Source organism: Streptomyces sp. NPDC005266, assembly GCF_040607655.1.
Classification (GTDB): Bacteria; Actinomycetota; Actinomycetes; order Streptomycetales; family Streptomycetaceae; genus Streptomyces.
In genome coordinates, this window is record NZ_JBEXHC010000007.1 from 241,819 (window position 1) to 266,073 (window position 24,255).

General features: G+C 70.8%; 15 protein-coding genes. 5 read left to right on the forward strand and 10 right to left on the reverse strand.

Annotation, left to right across the window (positions count from 1 at the left end; translation table 11 throughout):
• The first annotated feature begins 315 nt into the window (after positions 1-315).
• The 3 genes from ABZU99_RS16740 (at position 316) to ABZU99_RS16750 (ending at position 6,971) form a co-directional block, all read left to right on the forward strand.
• A complete protein-coding gene (locus tag ABZU99_RS16740; protein ID WP_356045856.1) occupies positions 316-4,965 on the forward strand; it encodes an FtsK/SpoIIIE domain-containing protein in 4,650 nt (1,549 codons plus the stop codon).
• Positions 4,966-5,277: 312 nt separating this feature from the next.
• Entirely contained in the window at positions 5,278-5,940 is a 663-nt protein-coding gene (locus tag ABZU99_RS16745; protein WP_356045762.1) for a hypothetical protein, read from the forward strand.
• Between the two features lie 80 nt (positions 5,941-6,020).
• On the forward strand, positions 6,021-6,971 hold the full coding sequence (locus ABZU99_RS16750; RefSeq protein WP_356045760.1) for a hypothetical protein: 951 nt from the start codon (positions 6,021-6,023) through the stop codon (positions 6,969-6,971).
• A 25-nt stretch (positions 6,972-6,996) separates the two neighbouring features.
• Here ABZU99_RS16750 and ABZU99_RS16755 read toward each other — a convergent pair whose 3' ends face one another.
• Both ABZU99_RS16755 and ABZU99_RS16760 read right to left on the reverse strand, forming a co-directional pair.
• Positions 6,997-7,866, reverse strand: a complete 870-nt coding sequence (locus tag ABZU99_RS16755; RefSeq protein WP_355948735.1) for an alpha/beta hydrolase — start codon at positions 7,864-7,866, stop codon at positions 6,997-6,999.
• A 752-nt stretch (positions 7,867-8,618) separates the two neighbouring features.
• Complete coding sequence (locus tag ABZU99_RS16760; protein ID WP_355948738.1) at positions 8,619-9,311, reverse strand: metal-dependent transcriptional regulator; 693 nt, start codon at positions 9,309-9,311, stop codon at positions 8,619-8,621.
• Positions 9,312-9,475: 164 nt separating this feature from the next.
• On the opposite strand from ABZU99_RS16760, the gene ABZU99_RS16765 reads away from it, so the two are divergent.
• Positions 9,476-10,231: an SIS domain-containing protein gene (locus ABZU99_RS16765; RefSeq protein WP_355948741.1), complete on the forward strand. Its 756-nt coding sequence runs from the start codon at positions 9,476-9,478 to the stop codon at positions 10,229-10,231.
• A 447-nt stretch (positions 10,232-10,678) separates the two neighbouring features.
• On the opposite strand, the gene ABZU99_RS16770 is transcribed toward ABZU99_RS16765, so the two are convergent.
• Together ABZU99_RS16770 and pdxH are read right to left on the reverse strand one after the other, a co-directional pair.
• Positions 10,679-12,190, reverse strand: a complete 1,512-nt coding sequence (locus ABZU99_RS16770) for a PAS domain-containing protein (protein ID WP_356045758.1) — start codon at positions 12,188-12,190, stop codon at positions 10,679-10,681.
• Between the two features lie 796 nt (positions 12,191-12,986).
• Positions 12,987-13,616, reverse strand: a complete 630-nt coding sequence (gene pdxH / locus ABZU99_RS16775; protein ID WP_355948960.1) for a pyridoxamine 5'-phosphate oxidase — start codon at positions 13,614-13,616, stop codon at positions 12,987-12,989.
• Positions 13,617-14,226: 610 nt separating this feature from the next.
• On the opposite strand from pdxH, the gene ABZU99_RS16780 reads away from it, so the two are divergent.
• Positions 14,227-15,327, forward strand: a complete 1,101-nt coding sequence (locus ABZU99_RS16780) for a citrate synthase 2 (RefSeq protein WP_356045756.1) — start codon at positions 14,227-14,229, stop codon at positions 15,325-15,327.
• Here ABZU99_RS16780 and ABZU99_RS16785 read toward each other — a convergent pair.
• From ABZU99_RS16785 to ABZU99_RS16810, 6 genes are all read right to left on the reverse strand, one after another.
• Entirely contained in the window at positions 15,317-15,877 is a 561-nt protein-coding gene (locus tag ABZU99_RS16785; protein WP_355948963.1) for a TetR/AcrR family transcriptional regulator, read from the reverse strand. The two genes, ABZU99_RS16780 and ABZU99_RS16785, sit on opposite strands and share 11 nt — an antisense overlap.
• A gap of 227 nt (positions 15,878-16,104) precedes the next feature.
• On the reverse strand, positions 16,105-16,950 hold the full coding sequence (locus ABZU99_RS16790) for an enoyl-CoA hydratase family protein (protein ID WP_356045754.1): 846 nt from the start codon (positions 16,948-16,950) through the stop codon (positions 16,105-16,107).
• Positions 16,947-18,527: a 4-coumarate--CoA ligase family protein gene (locus ABZU99_RS16795; RefSeq protein ID WP_356045752.1), complete on the reverse strand. Its 1,581-nt coding sequence runs from the start codon at positions 18,525-18,527 to the stop codon at positions 16,947-16,949. The genes ABZU99_RS16790 and ABZU99_RS16795 overlap by 4 nt, the downstream gene beginning before the upstream one ends.
• Positions 18,528-18,622: 95 nt before the next feature.
• Entirely contained in the window at positions 18,623-19,768 is a 1,146-nt protein-coding gene (locus ABZU99_RS16800; protein WP_356045750.1) for an acyl-CoA dehydrogenase family protein, read from the reverse strand.
• Positions 19,769-20,388: 620 nt separating this feature from the next.
• Positions 20,389-22,497, reverse strand: a complete 2,109-nt coding sequence (locus tag ABZU99_RS16805; protein ID WP_356045748.1) for a biotin carboxylase N-terminal domain-containing protein — start codon at positions 22,495-22,497, stop codon at positions 20,389-20,391.
• 7 nt (positions 22,498-22,504) lie between these two features.
• Entirely contained in the window at positions 22,505-24,103 is a 1,599-nt protein-coding gene (locus tag ABZU99_RS16810) for a carboxyl transferase domain-containing protein (RefSeq protein WP_356045746.1), read from the reverse strand.
• Positions 24,104-24,255 lie beyond the last annotated feature (152 nt).

Consider the following 24,255-nt stretch of genomic DNA (forward strand, 5'->3'; position numbering starts at 1 on the left):
GGCACCTTACGGGTGAGGACACGCGGGGCGTGGAAGCGGTTCCCTTCCTCGCTTCTCGAGAATGCTCCTCAATCCCATAAATAGGATAGAAAAGGGTGTCAAATCCGGTCATTTGCAACGCATCAGCGCTTAACCGCCTGGTGGGATTGCTGGTAGCCGCGCGCCTACCGTCAGCCCGTGCAGATCGACCACGTCGCATCAACCTGCGATGGAGCCCATTGCCCCATCACCACACCGGACGGATATCGTCCTGTGTTACGGGGGGCCACTTCTGCACTCGGGCCCATCGACCGCAGTGTTTCGAGGAGGACGTCCGTGCGCCTGACTCTGTCCGTCGTCGATCCGCTCGGCGGTGCGAGCACCGACGTCGTACTCGACGCCGACCCCGAGTCTCACATCGGCGATGTGGCGCGCGAATTGGCTCAATATGTCGACTACGGAAGCGGGCCCAGCAGGAGCGCTACCGACAGCGGCGCGCAGATCATCCCCTTGCAGGGTGAGCGTGGTGGGCCCGGAGGCGACACACCCCCCATCTACGTGGACGGATACGCACTCGACCCATCGCTGACCATCGCCGGCTCCCCGCTTCGCGAGGGCGCGATCGTCAGCCTGCACGATCCGGCCGGTTGTCTGCCGGGGGAGCCGGTCGGCGTGGTGGAGTTGCGGGTGGCAAGTGGGCCGATGGCCGGATCAGTGCACCGTCTCGGAGTCGGGCGTTACGACATCGGCCGAGGCGCGGCGATGTTCATCCGTATCAACGATCCGGAACTCCCAGAGCGCGCCATGACCCTGTCCGTGGCGAGCGACGGTACGTGCCGGGTCGTCGTGCACGCGAACAACTCGGACGCAACACTCGATGGCAAGCCTCTCTCTGAACTCGAGAACGACGACTGGCCACTCGGGGCACAGCTCGCCGTCGGCAACTCTTTGCTCGAGCTGGTCCGTTACAGCCCGCCGAACGCCGCTCTCAAGTGGTCTGAGGACGGCGCGGGTCTCGACTACAACCGCCCGCCACGGCTGCGCCCGCCGGACCGGGTCACCAAGTTCAGGCTCCCCAACCCGCCCAGGGAGCAACAGGCTCGCCCCATGCCATGGCTCATGGCCCTCATGCCGCTCGTGACGGCAATCGTCATGGTGCTGGTCTTCAACCGCTGGTACTACATGATCATGGCCCTCATGAGTCCGGTCATGATGCTTGCCAACCACTTCATGGACAAGAAGCACGGACGCAAGTCCCACGCCCGAGAACTCAAGGAGTACAAGGAACACAAGGCTCGAATCGAAAAAGACGCCCAGGACGCACTGGTTGCGGAGCGGCTTGAACGACGCCACCAGCTGCCGGACCCGGCCACCGTGCTCACCCTCGGTACCGGCCCGCGCACCCGGCTGTGGGAGCGACGCCGGGCCGACCAGGACCATCTGGTGCTGAGGGTAGGCACCGGTCGGCTCCCCTCCGAGGTCGTTCTCGACGACCCGGAGCAGGATGACCACCGGCGCGAGATCACCTGGGAAATCGAGGACGCGCCGGTCTCGCTGCCGCTGCGGACCCTCGGCGTGCTCGGCATAGCAGGCCTCGGCGATGCGGCACGTGCGCTCGGCCGCTGGGCGGTGGCTCAGACAGCGGTCTTGCACAGCCCCATGGATGTGCAGCTCTACGTGCTGACCGAATCCAGCGCGCAGGACAGCTGGGACTGGGTGCGCTGGCTTCCGCACGCCCGCCCAACCTCCGGGCACGACACGAACGTCCTGATCGGCGCGGACGCTGAGACCGTCGGGGCTCGCATCGGCGAGCTGATTCAACTTCTGGACGCCCGCCAGAAAGCAGCTCAGCAGAACCAGAGTCAGGGGGCGTCTTTCAGCGACCCGGACATCGTGGTCATCTGGGACGGATCTCGGCGACTGCGTTCCCTTCCCGGCGTCGTCAAGCTGCTGCGCGAGGGCCCGGCCGTAGCGATGTACGCGATTTGCCTCGATACCGAGGAGCGCTTCCTTCCCGGCGAGTGCCAGGCCGTGGTAGTCGCCGAGCCACGCCCGATTGACCTCAACGGCTCCGATCCGACGCATGCGCCCTTTGAGTCCGCGCCGACCGGACAGGCACCATCGCTGTTCACACCGCCGACCACTCCACACGTACCCGCTGGCGACGCGGTCCCGTCCGTCCAGGCGCACACCAGCACCACCGTTGCTCACCAGTCCGAACGGGCCACCGCGATCGCGCAATTGCGGTTGCGCGTCGAGCAGACCGGCGCCGCCCGCATTCAGAATGTCCGCCCCGACTTCGTCTCCGGGGCCTGGTGCCTCCGGCTCTCCCGCGCTCTGTGCCCGCTGCGTGACATCAGTGGCGAGACCGAGGACTCGGCACTGCCCAGCTCCAGCCGGCTACTGGACGTCATCGAGATGGAACCGCCGACGAGCGGGGCGGTCGCCGCGCGCTGGCACATGGGCGGCCAGTCGACGATGGCGGTGATCGGCGAATCGTACGACGGGCCCTTCGGTATCGACATCCGGCGGGACGGTCCACATGGCCTGATCGCCGGTACAACTGGTTCAGGTAAGTCCGAGCTGCTGCAGACCATTGTGGCCGCGCTGGCCGTCGCCAACACCCCGGAGAACATGACTTTCGTTCTCGTCGATTACAAGGGTGGCTCGGCCTTCAAGGACTGCGTCCAACTGCCGCATACCGTCGGCATGGTCACCGACCTCGACGCCCACCTCGTAGAGCGTGCGCTGGAGTCGCTGGGCGCTGAACTCAAGCGGCGCGAACACATCCTCGCCGACGTCGGCGCCAAGGACATCGAGGACTACCAGGACCTGGTCCGCCGCGACACCTCACACCCACCGGTCCCCCGTCTGCTGATTGTCATCGACGAGTTCGCGTCCATGGTCCGTGACTTGCCCGACTTCGTCACCGGCCTGGTCAACATCGCCCAGCGAGGCCGTTCACTCGGCATTCATCTACTGCTGGCCACACAGCGCCCCAGCGGCGTGGTCTCCCCCGAGATCCGTGCCAACACCAACCTCCGCATCGCGTTGCGCGTCACCGACGGAGGAGAATCAAGCGATGTCATCGATGCCCCCGACGCCGGGCATATTTCCAAGAACACCCCGGGGCGGGCGTATGTGCGCCTCGGCCACGCCTCCCTCATCCCCTTCCAGTCCGGGCGCGTGGGCGGTCGGCGGCCAGGTGCCACGGATCCGCAAACCGTCGCCCCCTGGGCGAGTCGGCTCGACTGGCACGACCTCGGGCGCACCGCGCTGAAGAAGCCCGCCGCGGCCAAGCGCGAAGAAGAGGAGATCACCGACCTCAAGGTTCTCGTGGACGCCGTGCGGGAAGCGAACGAGCAGCTTGCCATCCCTCCCCAGCACAGTCCATGGCTTCCAGCCCTCGGCACCACGCTTCTGCTCGACGACATCTGGGCGATACCGATACAGGGAGCCGGGCCGCTGCCGCCCGCGCCGTACGGCATTGAGGACCTGCCCGCCGAACAGGCACGTCGCCCGGTCGTCGTCGACTTCGCTACCTTCGGTCACCTGCTCATCGGCGGCGCGCCACGCAGTGGCCGCTCCCAGGTGTTGCGGACGATCGCCGGCTCCTTGGCCCGTACCCACTCGGTCGCCGACGTCCATCTGTACGGCATCGACTGCGGAAACGGCGCGCTCAACGCCTTGACCCGGCTGCCGCACTGCGGCGCGGTAGTCGGCCGCGTCCAGACCGAACGCGCACAGCGCCTGGTGAGTCGGCTCTCCGCTGAACTGACGCGACGTCAAGAGCTACTGGCCGTGGATGGCTTCGCAGACATCGGGGAGCAGCGGTCAGCTGTCGCGGAGGAACGCCGGCTGCCACATATCGTGGTGTTCCTGGACCGGTGGGAGGGCTGGCTGCCGACGCTCGGTGAAATGGGCAGCGGGGAGCTGACGGACGAGATCTTCACGATCATGCGCGAGGGAGCGAGTGTCGGCATCCATGTGATCATCGCGGGAGATCGTCAGTTGTTCGTCGGCCGGATCAGCTCGCTGACCGAGGACAGGTACGCGCTGCGGCTCGCGGACCGCTCGGACTTCTCGATGATCGGCATCAACTACCGCAAGGTCCCCGAGGAGATCGCTCCGGGTCGCGCCTTCAAGGGCGAGACCGCGACCGAGACGCAGTTCGCCCTCCTGTCCGCGGACAACTCCGGCCAAGGTCAGGCGGCCGCACTGACCACCATCGGTGAGGCCGCGACTGAGCGCAACGCCGCGGTGCCGCGTGAGCGGCGGCCGTTCCGTGTGGACGTTCTGCCGAGCCGTATCTCCTTCCGGGACGCCTGGGAGCTACGTGACACCACTGCGTCGCGCTCGCCGCTCTGGTCCCTCGTGGGTGTCGGCGGCGATGAACTCATGGGCTACGGGCCCGATCTGGCCTCGGGGATTCCGGCTTTCGTCATTGGGGGCCCGGCAAAGTCCGGCCGCAGCACGGTGCTGCTGGCGATGGCCCGCTCCTACCTCGCCCAAGGCCTAAGACTGGTCATCGCGGCCCCACGCCCTTCGCCACTGCGTGAACTGGAGGACGAGCGGGGCGTACTGCAGGTCTTCACCGAGGACGAGATAGAGGACGACGAGTTCACCGAAGCCATCAGCTCCGCCAGTGTCGAGGCACCCATCGTGGTTCTCATCGACGATGGCGAGGTCCTGGAGGATTGCGACGCCGGTTCGGAATTCAAGAACATCATCCAGCGCGGCACCGAGCGCGGCCTGGGGCTGGTGCTCGCGGGTGATGAGGAGGAAATCTGCGGCGGATTCAGTGGCTGGCAGGTCGAGGCGAAGAAGGCGCGGCGGGGCGTTCTGCTCTCTCCGCAGGACTCATCGGCCGGCGACCTGATCGGTCTCCGCATTTCACGCAGGGCTGTGGGCGACCCGATCACACCAGGCAAGGGACTTCTGCACTTGGGGGACGGAGAGCCGTTCTCTGTGACGATACCGATGTGATCGGCGCCCGTCCGCGGAGCCAGAGGAGCGCTCAGCCCGTCTGCCACTCTTTGGGCGCACTCATACGCGGGCCGGTAACGCTCAGCCAAGTATGCGACCTACTCGAAGCCCTGCGCGATCGACCAGCGAGGCCGCTGCCGACAGGGTGCAGTGCTCTGGGCTCCGCCTCCGCCTCGTGTGTGCGGGGCAGCGACAGTGGGGCGCCTGGGCGGGGGCCGGGGCCCAATGCGGCCTGGGTCATGGCGAAACCGTGGAGTGCGGCGCTAGCGTCCTGTCACAACAACAACACCAGCCATCACCCGGGAGTACACCGTGCGCCGTCGAGCCACGTCCGCCCTCGCCGTCACGGCCGCCGCCGCGCTCCTGCTCGGAGGCTGTGGCGGTGGTGATGACAAGAAGGGCGACGACAAGATCGAGGGGGCCCAGAAGGGTGGGACGTCGTCCTCGGCGACCCCGTCCAAGGAGGCTTCGGGGGTCGGCAAGGGCCCCAAGATGACGTTCCCCAAGGACTTCAAGATGGTCCTGGACTGGGAACGGCCGACGGACGCCAAGCAGGCTGCCGCCCTCGACGATGCCATGCACTTTGTGCGCGGCATCAGGTACGGCGTCGTCAAGCAGGATGCCGAGAGTGCCGCGTACAAGTACTACTCGTCTCCGCTGGGCGGCGCCCAAGCGTATGCGAAGGATCAGATCAAGCAGTACGTCAAGGGCGGTTGGACGCTTTACGGTACGGACCGCTACACGCGGCCGAAAGTCGAGATCGCCCAGGGCGGGGAAATGTCCACCGTCTCCTTCTGCCATGACCAGTCGAAGCTGTACGGCAAGGAAGTGAAGACCAACAAGGTTCTTCGGACCAAGCCGAGCGACAAGTCGTACTCTTTTTATCAGCTCGCACTGAAGCGGATCCCCAAGGAAGACCTTTGGCAGACGGAATCCATTGATGTTCAGGAGGGGGCCGTTCAATGCAAAGGCTGAGGTCGGCACGACTCGTGCTGTCCGGGGTCATAGCCGCGTCATTGGCAGCGGCAACGGCTCCCGCATACGCCGATGTTCCCGTGGGAGAGGGGAGCTCGGACGGAGGGCTGAAGAAGAACGCGCTCTACGCCCGGGCCTCGAAGGTCACCTATGACACGTCGAAGAACGGGTCGGGGTCGTCGACCGGGCCGCTGACCGTCAGTGGTGGCAACTGGTCGCCGCCTCCCTGCTGGTATGCGCCTCTGTGGGATCCCAAACAGTTCGAGAAGGAGAACGAGGAGAGCTACAAGGAGGTCGCCAACGACGCCAAGCAGCCCAGCTATGCCAAGCGGTCCGTGGCCGAGGTCCGGCAGATGTACAAGGACGGTGAGTACAAGGACTACAACAAGGCCAAGGAAGGCAAGGGCATGTGGTGGGGCGTTGTGGAGAACCCCAATGAGCCGGATGTTCAAAAGAGGCTGTCCTGCAACAACAAGCCGCCGTTCTGGGTGGACAACGGCAAGACGCCGCCGGTCGAGAAGGCCATCGACCCTGAGGTGCTGGCCGGGCTGGCCTATCAGCAGCTCAAGGTGCCGGACACGGCGATCGACCTCAGTCCGAAGGGCCGGCAGACCGTCAATCTGGCGACGTGGGCGTGGCTGGACAAGGCGACGTTCAAGCCGGTGTCGGTGACCGCGTCCGTCGGGGCGCCGCTCGATATCTCGGCGACGACGACCGCGACTCCGGTCTCGCTCAAGCTGGAGCCGGGGACGAAGGACGCCGAGCTGCATCCGGCCTCGGGCGAGTGCCCGATCGACGAGGACGGGAGCATCGGCACCCCGTACACCAAGGGGTCGGGTGACAAGACGCCGCCGTGCGGGCTGACGTATCTGCGGTCCACGCCGGGCGGTGGGGCGTTCAAACTCAAGGCGACCATCACCTGGAAAGTGGAGTGGACCGGCACGGGTGGGGCCGGGGACGAGTTGCCCGACGGGGTCTTCGGGACCACGCAGGACGTGACCGTCCGCGAGGTGCAGGCCATCAACCGCTGATTGTGTTGTGTCGTCGGACGGACGGCTACGCCGGCAGTACGGAGGCCAGGAAGGGCTCCACGGCGCGGCGCCAGCCGTCCGGCTGGTCGTAGTGGACGAGATGGCCCGCGTCGACCACCTCCGCGTACTGGCCGCGCGGCAGCACCCGGACCATCTCCTGGGCCTCGGCGCGCCCCAGCTCGCCGTCCAGGCCGCGGACGACGAGGGTGGGGCATTCGACCAGCGCGAGCTCTTCCCAATGGGCGTCGTGGACCCAGGTCTCACGGACCTTCAGCATCTGGCGGCGGGAGAAGACCGGCCGCCAGCCGTCCGAGCGCTCGGCCATGATCTCGGCGAAGAAGTCGCCCCGGGAGGGGTTGGGCCGCTCCAGCGACGGGTCGTCCTCGCCGAACCACTTCCGTACGTCCGCGAGAGTCGCGAACGGCACCGGCCAGGACCGGAACCACTCGGTCCACTCCCGCTGCGAGGCGGCGCCCAGAGCGGAGGCGCGCATATCGCAGATGACCAGCGCCCGGACGAGATCGGGGCGGCGGGCGGCCAGCTGCCAGGCGGTGAGGGCGCCCATGGAGTGGCCGATGAGGGTGACCGGGGCGAGGCCGAGCTGCTCGACGGCCGCCTCGGCGTCGTCCACATAGGTGCCGCGGTCGAACGGGCCGTCGGCCGGTTTCTCGCTTCGGCCGTGGCACCGCTGGTCCAGGGCGACGGCCCGATGGCGGGTGGCGAGCCAGCGGGCGGTCTCCGCCCAGTGGGCGGCGCGGCCCATCAGGCCGTGGAGCAGCAGCACTCCGGTGCCGCGCGCTCCCGCGCGGCCGCGGCCGGCCTTGGGCGGGTCGGTGAATTCCCAGGCGGCGAGCCGCACACCGCCGACCCCGGTCACATCGATGCGTCGCACCATGCGTGGTGGCACCTCCAACCCTCTCTCGGTCTCACAGTATCGAACCCGCATTCGAATGTACTGCTAGCGCCAGGCAACACCCCTCGTTCGAGTGACCACGCTCAAGGATTGTTCGTCTGCACCGAGGGGAGAGTGCTAGCGGGAGGCGGACTACTCGGGGAAGGGAGTCCGCGGGGGACGACCCTGGGAGCTCGGGGCTCCGGGTCATCAGGGCCCCGGGTCGTACCGGCCGCGTCCGCGCGGTCCGTACGGCCCGGGGCCGAGCGGGGGAGCATGGGGAAGCAGGGCCCCGGCACCTTACGGCGCCGGGGCCCTCGCTCATGGTCATCCGCTCGGCAGCACTGCCCCTCGGGCCCATAAGGAGCCCCCTCCCCTGACCCGGGCCACGCATATGCATTCAGCGACAGCGTTGCACGGGTCCGCGCCGCCCGCTCGGTTTCCCTCAACTCCGTATTCGGGAAAATCCGTCTCCGCAGGTCGCGACGGCCGAATCGGCCGAACGGGGTGTATCGGTCAGCGTGTCGGGGCGGGTTGGGGCGGGTTCGGGGAGGGGGTGCGTGGGTTCCCGGGAGATGGTGCGTGGGTCAGGTGAGTGTGCGTTGGTTAGGGCGGTTTTGGGTGGGGCGTGGGAATTTTGGTGGGGCGTGGGAATTTTGGTGGGGCGTGGGAATTTTGGTGGGGCGTGGGAATTTTGGTGAGAGTGAGTGTTATGTGGCCTTCGGGGGTCGTTCGTTGGCCACGGTTCGGTGCGGTCAGCGCTTCGCCACGAAGACATGCGAGGCGATCTCCGCCTCCAGCTCCGCCGCCTCGCCGCCGCTGCCGACCAGCACTCCGCCCGGCGACTCCGTGACGCTCACCACCGAGCCCGGCTGCACCCCGGCCCGGCGCAAGGTGTACATCAGCTGCGCGTCCGTCTGGATCGGCTCGCCGATGCGGCGGACCACCACCGTCTTGCCCTCGGTGCCGGGCTCCAGCTCGCGCAGGCTCACCATGCTCTCGTCCAGGAACGGATCGGCCTCCGCCTTCTCGCCCAGCTCCTCAAGGCCCGGGATCGGGTTGCCGTACGGCGACTCGGTCGGATGGCGCAGCAGCTCCAGCACGCGGCGCTCCACCGCCTCGCTCATCACATGCTCCCAGCGGCACGCCTCGGCGTGGACCTGCTCCCACTCCAGCCCGATCACATCGACCAGCAGACACTCAGCGAGCCGGTGCTTGCGCATCACCCGCGTCGCCAGCCGGCGGCCTTCCTCCGTGAGCTCCAGATGCCGGTCGCCCGCGACCGTCACCAGACCGTCGCGCTCCATGCGCGCCACCGTCTGGCTGACCGTGGGGCCGCTCTGATCGAGCCGCTCCGCGATCCGGGCGCGCATGGGGACCACGCCCTCCTCCTCGAGCTCGAGGATGGTACGGAGATACATCTCCGTGGTGTCGATCAGTCCGGACATGCGTGCCCCTCGATAAGTCGTGCGGTGGCCCTGACCCCAATTCTGACGCATCCCACCGACAACGGGGTCTAGTCGGCCCCTTCCGCCGCGAGGGCGGGGCTGCTATTGACAGCGTCATGATCCGGACAGCGATGATCCGGACAGCGACAGGAAGGCCATTCGTGATGAGCGAAACCCAGTCGGCCGAGGACTTTTTCGACGCGGCCATCGGCCTGCTGCGGCGAGCGCGGGACGAGGAAGCCGAGCGTATCGCCTCGGCGGGGCGACTGATCGCCGACACCGTCGTCGCGGATGGCCGCCTCTTCGCCTTCGGCGCCGGGCACTCCGCGCTGCCCGCGCAGGACGTCGTCTACCGCGCGGGTGGACTCGCGCTGATGAATCTGCTTCCGGTGCCGGGGGTGGTCGGCGTGGACGTCATGCCCGCCACGCTCGGCAGCGCGCTCGAACGCGTCGACGGGCTCGCCACGGCCGTCGTCGAGAGCAGCCCGCTCCGGGCGGGCGATCTGCTCGTCATCATCTCGCTGTCCGGGCGCAACGCGCTGCCCGTGGAGATGGCGATGAGCGCGCGGGACCGCGGGGTCACGGTGATCGGGGTGACCTCCGTCGGATACGCGACCGGCACCACCTCGCGCCATTCGTCCGGCGGCTTCCTCAAGGACCACTGCGATCTGGTGCTCGACACCAAAATCGCGATCGGCGACGCGGAGCTGACGGCGAAGGGCATCGGCGCGCCCTTCGCACCCGCGTCGACGGTCGTGACCTGCGCGCTGATGCAGGCCATGGTGGCGGCGGGCGTGACGGAGCTGGCCCAGCGGGGGGTGGAGCCCCCGATGCTGAGGTCCGGGAACGTGGATGGCGGGCACGAGTGGAACGCGCGGGTGATGAGCGAGTACGGCGACCGGATCTTCTACCGGCGGTAGCCGGTGCCGGTGCCGGTGCCTGTACCGGTGCCTGTACCAGTGCCGGTGCCCGTGCCCGTGCCGGTGCCTGTACCAGTGCCGGTGCCCGTGCCGGTGTCGGTGCCCATGCCTGTGCTGGTGCCGTGTCGGTGCCTGTACCGGTGCCCGTGCCTGTGCCCGTGCCTGTGCCCCCGTGCCCGTGCCCGTGCCCCCGTGCCTGTACCCGTGCCGGTGCCCGTGCCTGTGCCCCCGTGCCCGTGCCCCCGTGCCTGTACCCGTGCCGGTGCCGGTGTCCGTGCCGGTGCCTGCACCTGTGCCGGTGCCTTGCCGGTGCCTGTCCCTTTGCCGGTGCCTGCACCTGTGCCTGTCCCTTACGGCTGGGCGCGGTGAGCCCTCCCGACGGCCGGGGCTCATCAGCGGTACGGCGCTACGCCTCAGCGCTCGCGGTACGGCTCGGGCGCGCCGGGCTCAGCGCGCCGGCGTGGTCAGGTCCAGGGATGCCGCTACCCGTGCCGCCACGTCCTCCGCGTACGTCGCGTCCGTGCGGTCGAAGGCGCGGCGGCTGGAGGTGCGGAGGAAGGTGACCACGCCGAGGGTGCGGCCGCGGCTGCGGAGGACCGTGCAGAGGGCGTGGGCCGTTCCCTCGGGCCATTTGCGGGCCGTCGCCCACTGGGTGGCGGCCGGCTCGTCCGTGCGGGTCGCTCCGGCCCGTACCGAGCCGCAGCGCTCGGCCGCCTGGAGGGCCGGGTGGCTGTCCGGGTAGGCCACCGGGATGCCGCCCGAGCCGATCGGGGGGCAGGGGCCGGGGGCGCCGCAGGGGGTGGCCGCCGCCCGGACGAGCCGGATCCGGGCCGGTGGGGTGGGGGTCGGCGGGTCCAGGACGAGGTCGATCAGGGCGTGGTCGGCGAAGCCCGCCAGGGCGAAGTCGAGCTGGATCGCGGCCGCCTCCGTCGGGTCCTCGCATTCGGCCGCCGCCCGCGCCGCGCGGTGCAGCTGGTTACTGCGGAAGCGCAGCCGGGCGCTCTCCTGTTCGTAGGTCTTCACCTCCGTCACGTCCTGGAAGATCCAGGCCACGCCGAGCGGCGCCGGCTCCTCGGTGAGCGGTGAGGCCAGCCGCAGGAAGCCGCTGCGCCAGCAGCGGCGAGGCGAGGCGTCGTGGTCGCCCCGCTCGCGCCGGTCGCCGCCGTCCGCCCGGCCTTCGTCGTCCAGCAGGCCCGCCTCGTCCTCGCCCTCATCCTCGTCCCGCACTGTCACCCACAGCTCGATGGGCGGCGCCGGGGGCGTGCCCTCCGCCAGGACGTGCTGAAGGGCGTTCTCGACCTCCTCGACGCCCTGGTCGAGGAATTCGCCCAGCGGGCGGCCGAGGGCCGCGGTACGGCCCGTCCGCAGCGAGCCCGCCGCGTTGGCGTTGACGAGGGCCACGCGCAGATCCGCGTCGACCAGGACCACGTTCCACGAGGCGTCCTCCAGCAGCGCCTCGCTCAGCGCGATCGACCGCTCCAGGTCGAGCTGCGCGTGCACCTCGCCGAAGGCGCAGTACACCCCGGCCGGCCGGCCGTCCGCGCCGGGCACCGCCGACGCCTGGGTACGGATCAGGATCCGGCCGCCGTCCTTGGTCAGCAGCGCGAATTCGTACACGTGGCGGCCCGCCGCGTCCATCGCCTCCAGCAGCCGTGTCTCGACCTCGTGGGCGTCCGCCGGACGGGCCGCCCAGCCGGCCAGCCCCTTGCGGCCGACCGCCTCCGCGGCCGTCCAGCCGAGGATGCGTTCGGCCTCGCGGTTCCAGTGGGTGACGGTACCGTCTGCGTCGAACGCGCACAGGGCGGCGTCCATGCCGTCGAGCAGGGCGGCGAGCAGATCGGAGTCGTCGCGGTCGGGCTGCTCGGGCGGGGCGGACGCCGCCGACTGCGCCGGGACGGAGCCGGCCGGCCGCGCGGGACGGGCGGGACGTGCAGGTTCGGAACGCTGTGGAGCGGTCACCGGATACCCCCTGCTGGACGTGGCTGCGTGTGGTGCTGCCTCTGGTGGGGCACGTCGGGACATTGAACTCGAACGTGACGCGCGCCACACCGGATTCGACCAAATCGTTGTCATGCGAAATTCGGTTGTGCGCACCGCGAGGCGGTTCTTAGGGTGTGCAGTACACGAGAAGGGAGGTGGTTCGGCAGATGTATGAAATCCGGACGCGTGAGGTGACTGCGGGCTAGCGGTCCGTCGTCGCGCTCAGCGCATTCGCCGGACCGGCGCACGAAGGATGTGCGCGGCCGGCCAATCCCACGCAGTCACCCGACCCGCGGTGTCGCCGGTACGTCCGACCGGCCCCCTCGCGCCTCACGGCGTCAGGGGCACGACCCGCGGGTCGTCTGCGTTTCGCGGCTGTGTGCCGAACACCGCGCGGTCCGCTCCAGCGGACCTGACCCGCGCGGTCTCTTCGCAGGGCAGTCCGACCCGCGTGCCGCCCGAGGGGCCGTCCGAGGGGCCGTCCGCGGCGAGCCGGACCGCGCGCCGCTCACGTGGCTCCTTCCGGGGCAGGCCAGGTCGCGCGCCGCCCGAATGGCCTTCCGGGTCAGGTCCCGTCAGGCCCGCCCGCTATGGGCGCAGCCGTCGTGGCCGGGGGCACAGCCGCTCCAGCCGCTACGGGCACAGCCGACCTGGGGGCACAGCCGCTCCAGCCGCTACGGGGCACAGCCGACCTGGGGGCACAGCCGCTCCAGCCGCTACGGGGCACAGCCCACCTGGGGGCACAGCCGCTCCAGCCGCTACGGGCACAGCCCTCCTAGGGGCACAGCCGTTCCACCCGCCAGCCGTCCTCGCCCGAGATCCGGACGTACCGCAGCCGGTCGTGCAGCCGGTTCTCCCGGCCCTGCCAAAACTCCACCGTCTCCGGCACCACCCGGAACCCGCCCCACTCCGGCGGCACCGGCACCTGCTCCCCCGGCGGATAGCGGTCCGCCAGTTCCGCGTACGACCGGTCCAGCTCCGCCCGCGAGCCGACCACCGAGGATTGGGTGCTGGCCCACGCGCCCAGCTGGGAGCCGTGCGGCCGGGTCCGGAAGTACGCGGCCGTCTCGTCCCGCCCGGTGCGCCGCGCCGTGCCCAGGACGACGACCTGCCGGGCGATCGGATGCCAGGGGAAGAGCAGCGAGACATAAGGGTTCTCGGCGAGCTCTCGGCCCTTGCGTGATCCGTAGTTGGTGTAGAAGACGAAGCCGCGCTCGTCGAAGCTCTTCATCAGGACCGTACGGGAGCTGGGGCGGCCGGCGGCGTCCGCGGTCGAGACGACCATCGCGTTCGGTTCGAAGAGCCCGCTGCCCACCGCCTGCTCGAACCAGCGGGTGAACTGCTGGTACGGGTTTCCCGCGAGCTCGGCCTCGTCGATGCCCTCCGCGCGGTAGTGCTCGCGCATGGCGGCCGGGTCGTACGAACGCGCGGAGGAAGCCAGGGGCTCCGGGTCAACGTGGGGCACGCGCTTATCTTGCAACATGACCGGCCCGTCGTGCGGACCGCCCCGAAAGAGCTGCCTTCTCCCCGGCCCCGGACGCCCGTAATCCTGCCTGCCCGCGCGGGTGATGTGCCGCTTCTCCCCGGCCCCGGACGCCCGTAATCCTGCCTGCCCGCGCCGGTGATGTGCCGCTTCTCCCCGGCCCCGGACGCGCGTAATCCTGCCTGCCCGCGCGGGTGATGTGCCGCTTCTCCCCGGCCCCGGACGCCCGTAATCCTGCCTGCCCACGCGGGTGATGTGCCGCTTCTCACGCTTCCCCACGGGTAGCGAACCCGCCAGACTGAGGCTGACCATGCGCCTGTCACCGTGTGGTGCGCCCACCGCTTCACGGCGGCTGGGTGACCACCGCCCGCACGGGGCACATCACCGGAGTAGCCGGTACGGACCGCGAGCCGCGCCACGCAGCCGTGTAACCGTCCCGGCACCGGCAGCACCCGACGATCTCGATGGCACCTGGTCCCGTATCCGCACCACCCGTCCGCCCACCGTCGCCCACATCATGAGGAGCCGCCTGATGTCCGAGTTCGTACCCGGACTCGAAGGAGTCGTCGCGTTCGAGACGGAGATCGCCGAACCCGACAAGGAGGGCGGTGCGCTCCGCTACCGCGGCGTCGACATCGAGGACCTCGTGGGGCACGTCTCCTTCGGCAACGTCTGGGGGCTGCTGGTCGACGGCGCCTTCAATCCGGGGCTGCCCGCCGCCGAGCCGTTCCCCATCCCCGTCCACTCCGGGGACATCCGGGTCGACGTCCAGTCCGCGCTGGCCATGCTCGCGCCGGTCTGGGGACTCAAACCGCTGCTCGACATCGACGAGGAGCAGGCCCGCGAGGATCTGGCGCGGGCCGCCGTGATGGCCCTGTCGTACGTGGCCCAGTCGGCCCGCGGGCAGGGGCTCCCGATGGTGCCGCAGCGGGAGATCGACAAGGCGGGGACCATCGTCGAGCGCTTCATGCGACGCTGGCGCGGTGAGCCCGACCCCAAGCATGTCGCCGCCGTCGACGCGTACTGGACCTCGGCGGCCGAGCACGGCATGAACGCCTCCACCTTCACCGCCCGCGTCATCGCCTCCACCGGCGCCGATGTCGCCGCCGCGCTCTCCGGTGCGGTCGGCGCCATGTCGGGCCCACTGCACGGCGGCGCGCCCTCCCGGGTGCTCGGCATGATCGAGGAGATCGAGCGCAGCGGGGACGCCACCGCGTACGTCAAGCAGGCCCTCGACCGGGGCGAGCGGCTCATGGGCTTCGGGCACCGGGTCTACCGCGCCGAGGACCCGCGGGCGCGGGTGCTGCGGCGTACGGCCAAGGAGCTGGGCGCGCCGCGGTTCGAGGTCGCCGAGGCGCTGGAGCGGGCCGCCCTGGAAGAGCTGCACAACCGGCGGCCGGACCGGGTGCTCGCCACGAACGTCGAGTTCTGGGCGGCCATCGTGCTGGACTTCGCGGAGGTGCCGGCGCACATGTTCACGTCGATGTTCACCTGTGCCCGTACGGCCGGGTGGAGCGCGCACATCCTGGAGCAGAGGCGGACGGGGCGCCTCGTACGCCCCTCGGCCCGCTACATCGGCCCGGGTCCGCGCAGCACCCACGACATCGAGGGCTACGGGGACATCACCCCGTAGCCGGGCGGCCGGCGGCGGGCCCCAGGACGTCGTCCAGGATGCGCGCCCACTGGGCCACCACCCGGTCCCGGCGGGGCGCGTCGTCCGTCAGCAGGTTGGCCAGGCCCAGGCCGCGGGCCATGTCGAGAAGGCCCTGGACGGCCTCCCGGACGCCCGGGACCGTCTCGTCGGCTCCCAGCAGCTCCACCGCCATGCGGTGCGTCTCGCGGCCGATCCGGCCCTCCAGCGCGGTCACCCGCGCGTACAGCTGCTCCTCGTACGAGGCGGCCACCCACAGCTGGAGGGCGGCCCGGAAGAGCGGGCCCGTGTAGAGGGCGACGAGCTCCCCGACCACCGCATGGGTACGGCCCTCCCCCCGCGGGGCGGGGAGGGCCCGCAGCTCGGCCGAACGCTCCTCGGCGACATGTTCGACCGCCGCCGTGAACAGGTCCTCGCGGGTCGGGAAATGGTGCTGGGCCGCCCCGCGCGAGACCCCGGCCCGCTCGGCGACGACCGACACCGTGGAGCCGGCCCAGCCGTGTTCGGCGAGGCACGCGACGGCGGCCTCCAGTAGCCGCTGCCGGGTCGCGCGGCTGCGGTCCTGCTTGGGACTGCGGTCCTGCTTGGGACTGCGGTCCTGCTGGGGACTGCGGTCCTGCTGGGGACTGCGGTCCTGCTGGGGACTGCGGTCCTGGCCGCAGTCCTGGCGCGGGCCGCCCTCCTGCCGCGAGCCGCCCTCCTGCCGCGAGCCGCCCTCCTGCCGCGGGCCGAGCGGGTCGGGCAGGGCCGTACGGGGGCTCACGTGCCCGCCCCCGCGTCCGGCACCCCCGCGTCCGGCGCCCCCGCGTCCGGCACCCACGCGTCCGGCACCCACGCCGGCTCCCGCCGCTCCAGGAACGCCGTCATGCCCTCCCGCGCCTCCGCCGAGGCGAACAGCCGCGCCGACAGCGCCGCCAGCGGCTCGCCGTCCCGGTCGAAGGCGCGCAGCACCTCGGCCGTCGCCAGCCGCTTGGACTCGGCGAGCCCCTGTGGGGAGCCGCGCCGCAGCCCGTCGAGGACGGGGGCGAGCACCCCGTCCGCGTCCCCCTCCGGGTCCGCCAGGGTCACCAGGCCGATCCGGGCCGCCTCGGCGGCGTCGAACCGCTCCCCGGTGAGGTAGTAGCGGGCCGCGGCCCGCCGGTCCAGCCGGGGCAGCAGCGGTATCGATATGACGGCCGGGGCGAGCCCGAGCCGCGCCTCGGTGAAGGCGAAGCTCGCCCCCCGGCCCGCCGCCGAGATGTCGCACGCGCCGAGCAGCCCCAGCCCGCCGGCGCGCACATGCCCGGTGACCCGGGCCACCACCGGCTTGGGCAGCTCCACGATCGACCGCAGCAGTGCCACCAGGTCGAGCGCCCCGGACTGCGACGGCGGCTCGCTGAGGTCCGCGCCCGCGCAGAAGGTGGTGCCGGTGTGGGTGAGCAGCACCGCCCGGGTGGTCTCGTCCCGCCCTGCCGCCGCCAGCGCGGCGCGCAACTCGGTGACCAGGCGCGCCGAGAGCGCGTTGCGGTTGTGCGGCGAGTCCAGGGTGAGGGTGGTGATGCCGTGCGCGGACGTACGCCGCACCAGCGGCTCTCGCGGCTCGGGCCGCGTGGGCGAGTCGGTCATGGGGCCGTCGAACTCCTTTCCCTGGCGCGCAGTTCGCGCCGCAGGATCTTGCCGGCGGCCGAGCGCGGCACGGACTCCGTGAACTCCACGCGGCGCACCTTCTTGTACGGGGCCACCTGCCCCGCAACGTACGCGATCAGCTCTTCCTCCGAGATCCGGGCCCCCGGACCGCGCACCACATACGCCTTGGGGATCTCATTGCCCGCCTCGTCCCTCACTCCGATGACGGCGGCGTCGGCCACGCCCTCATGGGTGAGCAGCACCGCCTCCAGATCGGCCGGGGCGACCTGATAGCCCTTGTACTTGATCAGCTCCTTCACCCGGTCCACCACGAACAGCCAGCCGTCCGCGTCCACATGCCCGACGTCCCCGGTGTGCAGCCAGCCTTCCGCGTCGATCAGCGCGTCCGTGTCCTCGGGGCGGCCCAGGTAGCCCTTCATCACCTGGGGCCCGTGGATGAGGATCTCTCCGTCCTCCCCCCGCACGGCATCCCGGCCCGTATCCGCCACAATGCGCATCCGCGTGCTGGGAAGCAGCTTTCCGACCGTCCCCGGCGGTACGTTCTCGGCGTACCGCGGCACCAGATGGCAGCCCGGCGACAGCTCCGTCATCCCGTACGCCTGCAGCAGCGGCGGTATGCCCAGCCGCCGGGCGCACGCCTCCGCGAGGTGCGCGTCCAGCGGCGCCGCCGAGCTCAGCACGAACCGCACCGACGACAGATCGCGCTCGCCCACCGCCGGGTGCTTGGCGAGCGCCAGCACGATCGGCGGGGCCACGTACAGCGCCTGCGCCCGGTGCTGCTCGATCGTCTTCAGGAACTGTTCGAGCTCGAAGCGCGGCAGCACGATCACCGTGCTGCCGCTGCGCAGCGGCGCGTTCATCAGCGCGGTGAGGCCATAGCTGTGGAAAAACGGCAGCACCGCCAGCACCCGCTCCCCCGGCAGCGTCGGCACCAGCGCCTCCACCTGCGCCAGGTTCGTCGCCACACTGCGGTGCGTCAGCATCACGCCCTTGGGGGTGCCCGTCGTCCCCGACGAGTACGGCAGCACCGCGATGTCCCGCGCCGGATCGATCTCCACCACAGGTTCCGGCGCCGTGCACATCAGCATGGAGCGCAGCGAACGATGGCCGCTCGCCTCGTCGCACACGAAAATCTCGCGCACCCCGCCCGCGCGCTCCGCCGCCTGCCGTGCCACGCCCAGCAGCGCCGAGACGGTGACGATCCAGGACGCCTCCGCGTCCCGCAACTGCTTGCCGAACTCCTCCGCCGTAGCCAGCGGATGCACCGTCGTGACCGCCGCCCCGGTGCGCGTCACCCCATAGAACGCCGCCGGATACATCACCGAGTTCGGGCTGTGCAACGCCACCACCTGCCCCTTGTGCACCCCCGCCTCGGCCAGCGCCGCGCCGATCCGACGCGTGGCGCGGTCCAGCTCCCCGTAGCTGAGCCCCGCCCCCGTCACCCCGTCCACCAGAGCGGTCCGGTCGCCGAACCGCTCGGTCGCGCGGGCCAGCACGGCCTCGTGAATGGGCAGATCGACGGGCGGGACATCGGGATACTCGCTGTGCAGCGTCATGGCTTCCCCTCAAGGTCCGATTGCCTACCGCTACCTGTCGAATCTGCCCATCCCGTACGGCTTTCCCCTCCCCCACCGCCTTTCTCCCACCGCCTTCAGTACGACTTGGGCAGGCCCAGCGTCTGATGCGAGACGAAGTTGAGGATCATCTCGCGGCTCACCGGGGCGATCCGGGCCACCCTCGCCGCCGTGATCAGCCTCGCCAGACCGTATTCGGCGGTCAGGCCGTTGCCGCCGAGCGTGTGGACCGCCTGGTCCACCGCCCTCACCGCCGCCTCCCCCGCCGCGTACTTCGCCATGTTCGCCGCCTCCCCCGCGCCCGCGTCGTCCCCCGCGTCGTACAGGTACGCCGCCTTCGCCATCATCAGCCGGGCCAGCTCCAGCTCGATATGCGCCTGGGCGAGGGGGTGCGCGATCGCCTGGTGCGCGCCGATCGGCTCCTTCCACACCTGACGGGTCCGCGCGTAGTCCACCGCCTTCGCCAGCGCGTACCGTCCCATCCCCAGCGCGAACGCCGCCGTCATGATCCGCTCCGGGTTGAGCCCCGCGAACAGCTGCAGCAGCCCCGCGTCCTCATCGCCGACGAGCGCGTCGGCCGACAGCCGAACGTCGTCGAGGACCAGCTCGAACTGCCGCTCCTGCGCTGCGATTTCCATCGGGATGTGGTGGTACGAGAAGCCGGGGGCTTCACGCGGGACGATGAACAGGCAGGGCTTCAGCTTCCCCGTGCGGGCGTCCTCGGTGCGGCCGACGATGAGCGTCGCGTCGGCGATGTCCACACCCGAGATGAACACCTTGCGGCCGCTCAGCACCCAGCCGTTGTTCTTGCCGTCCCGGCGGGCGGTGGTGGTGATCCGATGCGAGTTGGAACCGGCATCGGGCTCGGTGATCCCGAACGCCATGGTCAGGCTGCCGTCCGCCAGACCGGGCAGCCAGCGGGTCTTCTGCTCCTCGGTGCCGAAGCGGGCGATGACGGTGCCGCAGATGGCCGGCGACACCACGAGCATGAGCAGCGGGCAGCCGGCGGCGCCGAGCTCTTCGAGCACGATGGACAGCTCGGCTATGCCGCCGCCTCCGCCGCCGTACTCCTCGGGGAGGTTGATTCCCAGGTAACCGAGCTTCCCGGCCTCGGCCCAGAGGCTCTGTGTGTCGGCGCGACCGTGGCCTTTGCCCAAGGATGCCACGGCGGCGCGGAGCGCGACCCGCTCGGGGGTGTCGGTGGGGGTGTGCGTGGTGGTCATGTGCGGCTCCGTCCGGTGTGCGGGTGCGGGTGCGATGCGGTTGCCGGGGCACGGGTGCGATGCGGGTGCGGGTGCCATGCGGTCGCGGGGCACGGGTGCGATCCGGCCGCCGGGACGCGGGTGCCATCCGGCCGCCAGGACGCGGGTGCCATCCGGCCGCCAGGACGCGGGTGCCATGCGGTTCCCGGGGCACGCGTGCCATGCGGCCGCCGGGGCACGGGTGCCATGCGGTTCCCGGGGCACGCGTGCCATGCGGTCGCCGGGACGCGGGTGCGATCCGGCCGCCGGGACGCGGGTGCCATGCGGTTCCCGGGGCGCGGGTGCCATGCGGCCGCCGGGCCGGGGCCGGGGCCTCCGGGGCGGGGGCCCTGGACCGATATATGCAGGCGCCGGAAGCCCGAAGCGTGGGGTGGGCCGGAGAATGGCGCCACACATACACGTAAGCGTCCAGGGCCCCGCCCCTGCACGCGTAAGCGTCCAGGCCCCCACCCCTGCACGCGTATGCGTCCAGGGCCCGGCCCCTGCACCCCCGGCCCCTGCACCCCGGCCCCTCACGTCTCGTCGGCGACCGTCCCCCGGTGGCACCATCTCCTCCCTCCTCACCGAGGCCGGGCGGGCCCTCACGCGCGTTCGTCTTCCGTTGCCACGACGGCGAGTAGGGCCCCGACCTCGACCTGGTGGCCGGGGGTGGCGTGCAGGGCGGTGAGGGTTCCGGCGGTGGGGGCGGTGATGCGGTGCTCCATCTTCATCGCCTCCAGCCAGAGGAGGGGTTGGCCCGCCTTCACCTGGTCCCCCACCGCGACATCCGCGACCCGGGCGACCGTGCCCGGCATGGGGGCCAGTAGGGAGCCCGGTTCGGTGCGGGTTGTGGGGTCCGGGAAGCGGGGCAGGGCGGTAAAGGTGTAGCTGCCGTGCGGCGAGTCGACGTATATGCGGTCGCCGTAAGTCGAAACGCCGAACTTCCGCCGTATGCCGTCCACCTCGAGGATGACCTCGTTCGGTCCGGCCGCCAGCAGGCGGACGTTCGGGTGGTCCTCCGCGGTGAGGCCGTCGCGGGTGAGGCGGTAGCGGACCTCATGCTCGGTGCCGCTCGGCTCGGAGCGGTAGGTCTTGAGCTGCGACTGGGAGGGGACGTTACGCCAGCCGCCCAGCCGTCCCGTCACCGTCCGGGGCCGCCGCGCCGCGTCGGCCAGGGCGGCGGCGAGGGCGGCGAGCGGGGCAGTGCCGTCGGCGGGGGCCGTGAGGAGGGGGAGGTGGCGTTCGAGGAAGCCGGTGTCCATCCGGCCCGCCTCGAACTCCGGGTGGCGCAGTGCCCGTACGAGCAGCTCCCGGTTGGTCACCGGCCCGTGGATCCGCGCCCGTTCCAGGCCGTGGGCCAGCCGTCGCAGGGCCTCCGCCCGGGTTGGAGCCCAGGCGATGACCTTGGCGAGCATGGGGTCGTAGTGGACGCCGATCTCGTCCCCGTCGACGAGGCCGGAGTCGATCCGGAGTCCGGGCGGAGAGCCGCCGGCGCTACGGGAGAGGCCGGGGTCCGAGGGGTGGGGTTCTGGACGCTGACGGGTATGTGTGGCGCCAATCTCCGGCCCACCCCGCGCTTCGGGCCAGTGGCGCCGAGAATATGCGGTCCAGGGCCCCGCCCCGGAGGCTGCGGACCCGCACCCGGAAACGTCCCCCTGCGCACCGGCCACGTCGAACCGGTGCATCACCCCCGTCTGCGGTTGCCAGTCGTGTGCCGGGTCCTCCGCGTACAGGCGCGCCTCGATGGCGTGCCCCCGCGCCGCCGGGGCCTCGGCGTCCAGCGGTTCGCCCTCCGCGATGCGCAACTGCAGTGCCACCAGGTCCAGCCCGTAGATCCCCTCGGTCACCGGGTGCTCGACCTGGAGGCGGGTGTTCATCTCCAGGAAGTACGCCCGCTCGCCCGAGACCAGGAACTCGACCGTGCCCGCGCCCGTATAGCCGATCGCACGGGCCGCGCCGGACGCCGCGTCGGCCAGGGTGCGTCGCAGGGCGTCGCCCAGCCCCGGGGCGGGGGCCTCCTCGATGACCTTCTGGTGGCGGCGTTGGAGGGAACAGTCGCGGGTGCCGAGGGTCCAGACGGTGCCGTGGGTGTCGGCGAGCACCTGGACCTCGACATGGCGGGCACCCTCCAGATAGGGCTCGAGGAAGACCTCGCCGTCGCCGAAGGCGGACGCCGACTCGGCGCGGGCGGAGGCGAGTTCGGCGGGGAGCGTGTCGAGGTCGCGGACGACGCGCATGCCGCGTCCGCCGCCGCCCGCCGCCGCCTTGATGAGGAGGGGGAGGTCATCGGCGGTGGCGTGGGCGGGGTCGAGCGAGATGAGGAGGGGGACACCGGCCGCGCCCAGCACCCGTTTGGCGCGGGTCTTGGAGGCCATGGCCGCCATGGCCTCGGGCGGCGGCCCGACCCAGACCAGCCCGGCGTCCTGGACGGCTCGGGCGAAGTCGGCGTGTTCGGAGAGGAAGCCGTAGCCGGGGTGGATGGCGTCCGCGCCGGTGGCGAGGGCGGCTTTGACGAGGAGGTCGCCGCGCAGATACGTGTCGGCGGGGGTGTTGCCCGGCAGCCGTACGGCGGTGTCGGCCTCGTGGACATGGGGTGCGTCGGCGTCCGCGTCGGAGTGGACGGCGACGGTGGCGATGCCGAGTTCGCGGCAGGTGCGGAGGATACGGCGGGCTATTTCGGCGCGGTTGGCGACGAGGAGGGAGCGGATCATGGGTTCCTCACATCCGGAAGACGCCGAAGCCACCGCGCGCGCCCTCGACCGGCGCGGTGTGGAGGGCGGACAGACACAGGCCGAGCACGGTGCGGGTGTCGCGCGGGTCGATGACGCCGTCGTCGTACAGCCGCCCGGAGAGGAAGAGGGGCAGCGACTCGGACTCGATCTGCTGCTCGACCATCGCGCGCAGCGCGGCGTCGCCGTCCTCGTCGTACGGCTGTCCTTTGGCGGCGGCGGACTGGCGGGCGACGATCGACAGGACGCCGGCGAGCTGCTGCGGGCCCATGACGGCGGACTTGGCGCTGGGCCAGGCGAAGAGGAAGCGGGGATCGTACGCCCGGCCGCACATCCCGTAGTGGCCGGCGCCGTAGGAGGCGCCGATGAGGACGGACAGGTGCGGGACGCGGGAGTTGGAGACAGCGTTGATCATCATTGCGCCGTGTTTGATGATCCCGCCCTGCTCGTATGCGCGGCCGACCATGTAGCCGGTGGTGTTGTGCAGGAACAGCAGCGGGATGTCGCGCTGGTTGGCGAGCTGGATGAACTGCGCGGCCTTCTGTGACTCCTCGCTGAAGAGGACGCCTTGGGCGTTGGCGAGGATGCCGAGGGGATAGCCGTGGAGGGTGGCCCAGCCGGTGGCCAGGCTGGGCCCATAGAGGGGCTTGAACTCGTCGAAGTCGGAGCCGTCCACGATCCGGGCGATGACCTCGCGCGGGTCGAAGGGGACCTTGAGGTCGCCGGGGACGATGCCGAGCAGCTCGTCGGGGGTGTATTTCGGAGGCTCGGCCGGGCCCGGGTCGGCGTGGGCCTTGCGCCAGTTGAGGCGGGCGACGACGCGGCGGGCCTGGCGCAGGGCGTCGGGCTCATCGGTGGCGAAGTAGTCGGCGAGCCCGGAGGTGCGGGCGTGCATCTCGGCGCCGCCGAGGGATTCGTCGTCGCTCTCCTCGCCGGTGGCCATCTTGACCAGCGGCGGACCGCCGAGAAAGACCTTGGAACGCTCCTTGACCATGATCACGTGGTCGGACATCCCCGGGATGTACGCGCCTCCGGCCGTTGAGTTGCCGAACACGACGGCGATGGTGGGGATCCCGGCGGCGGACAGGCGGGTGAGGTCGCGGAAGACGGCGCCCCCGGGGATGAAGATCTCCTTCTGGGAGGGGAGATCGGCGCCGCCCGACTCGACGAGGCTGACGAGGGGGAGGTGGTTGGCGCGGGCGATCTCATGGGCCCGCAGCGACTTCTTGAGCGTCCAGGGGTTGCTGGCCCCGCCCCGTACGGTGGGGTCGTTGGCGCTGATCACGCACTCGACGCCGGAGATCACGCCGATGCCGGTGACGAGCGAGGCGCCGACCGGGTAGTCGCTGCCCCAGCCGGCGAGCGGGGAGAGTTCGAGGAACGGGGTGTCGGGGTCCAGGAGAAGCTCGATCCGCTCGCGGGCCAGGAGCTTGCCGCGTTTGCGGTGGCGCTGGACGTATTTCTCCCCGCCCCCGCCGAGCGCCTTGGCATGCTCGGCCTCAACCTCGGAGAGCTTGGCGAGCATCGCCTCACGACGGGCCGTGTAGTCGGCGCCTGCGGGGTCGAGTGCGGACGCGAGCACGGTCACCTGGTTCCTTTCAGGATGCCCCGGCCTTCAGGCCGGGCAGAGATCGGACTCCTGCGGAGCAGGGCAGGAACTGGCAACTGTCGTACCTCCCGGTGCGGTTGGCGATTGTGACGGAGGAAGCGAAGACCGGCGGGGACACCGGGCATGCCCGG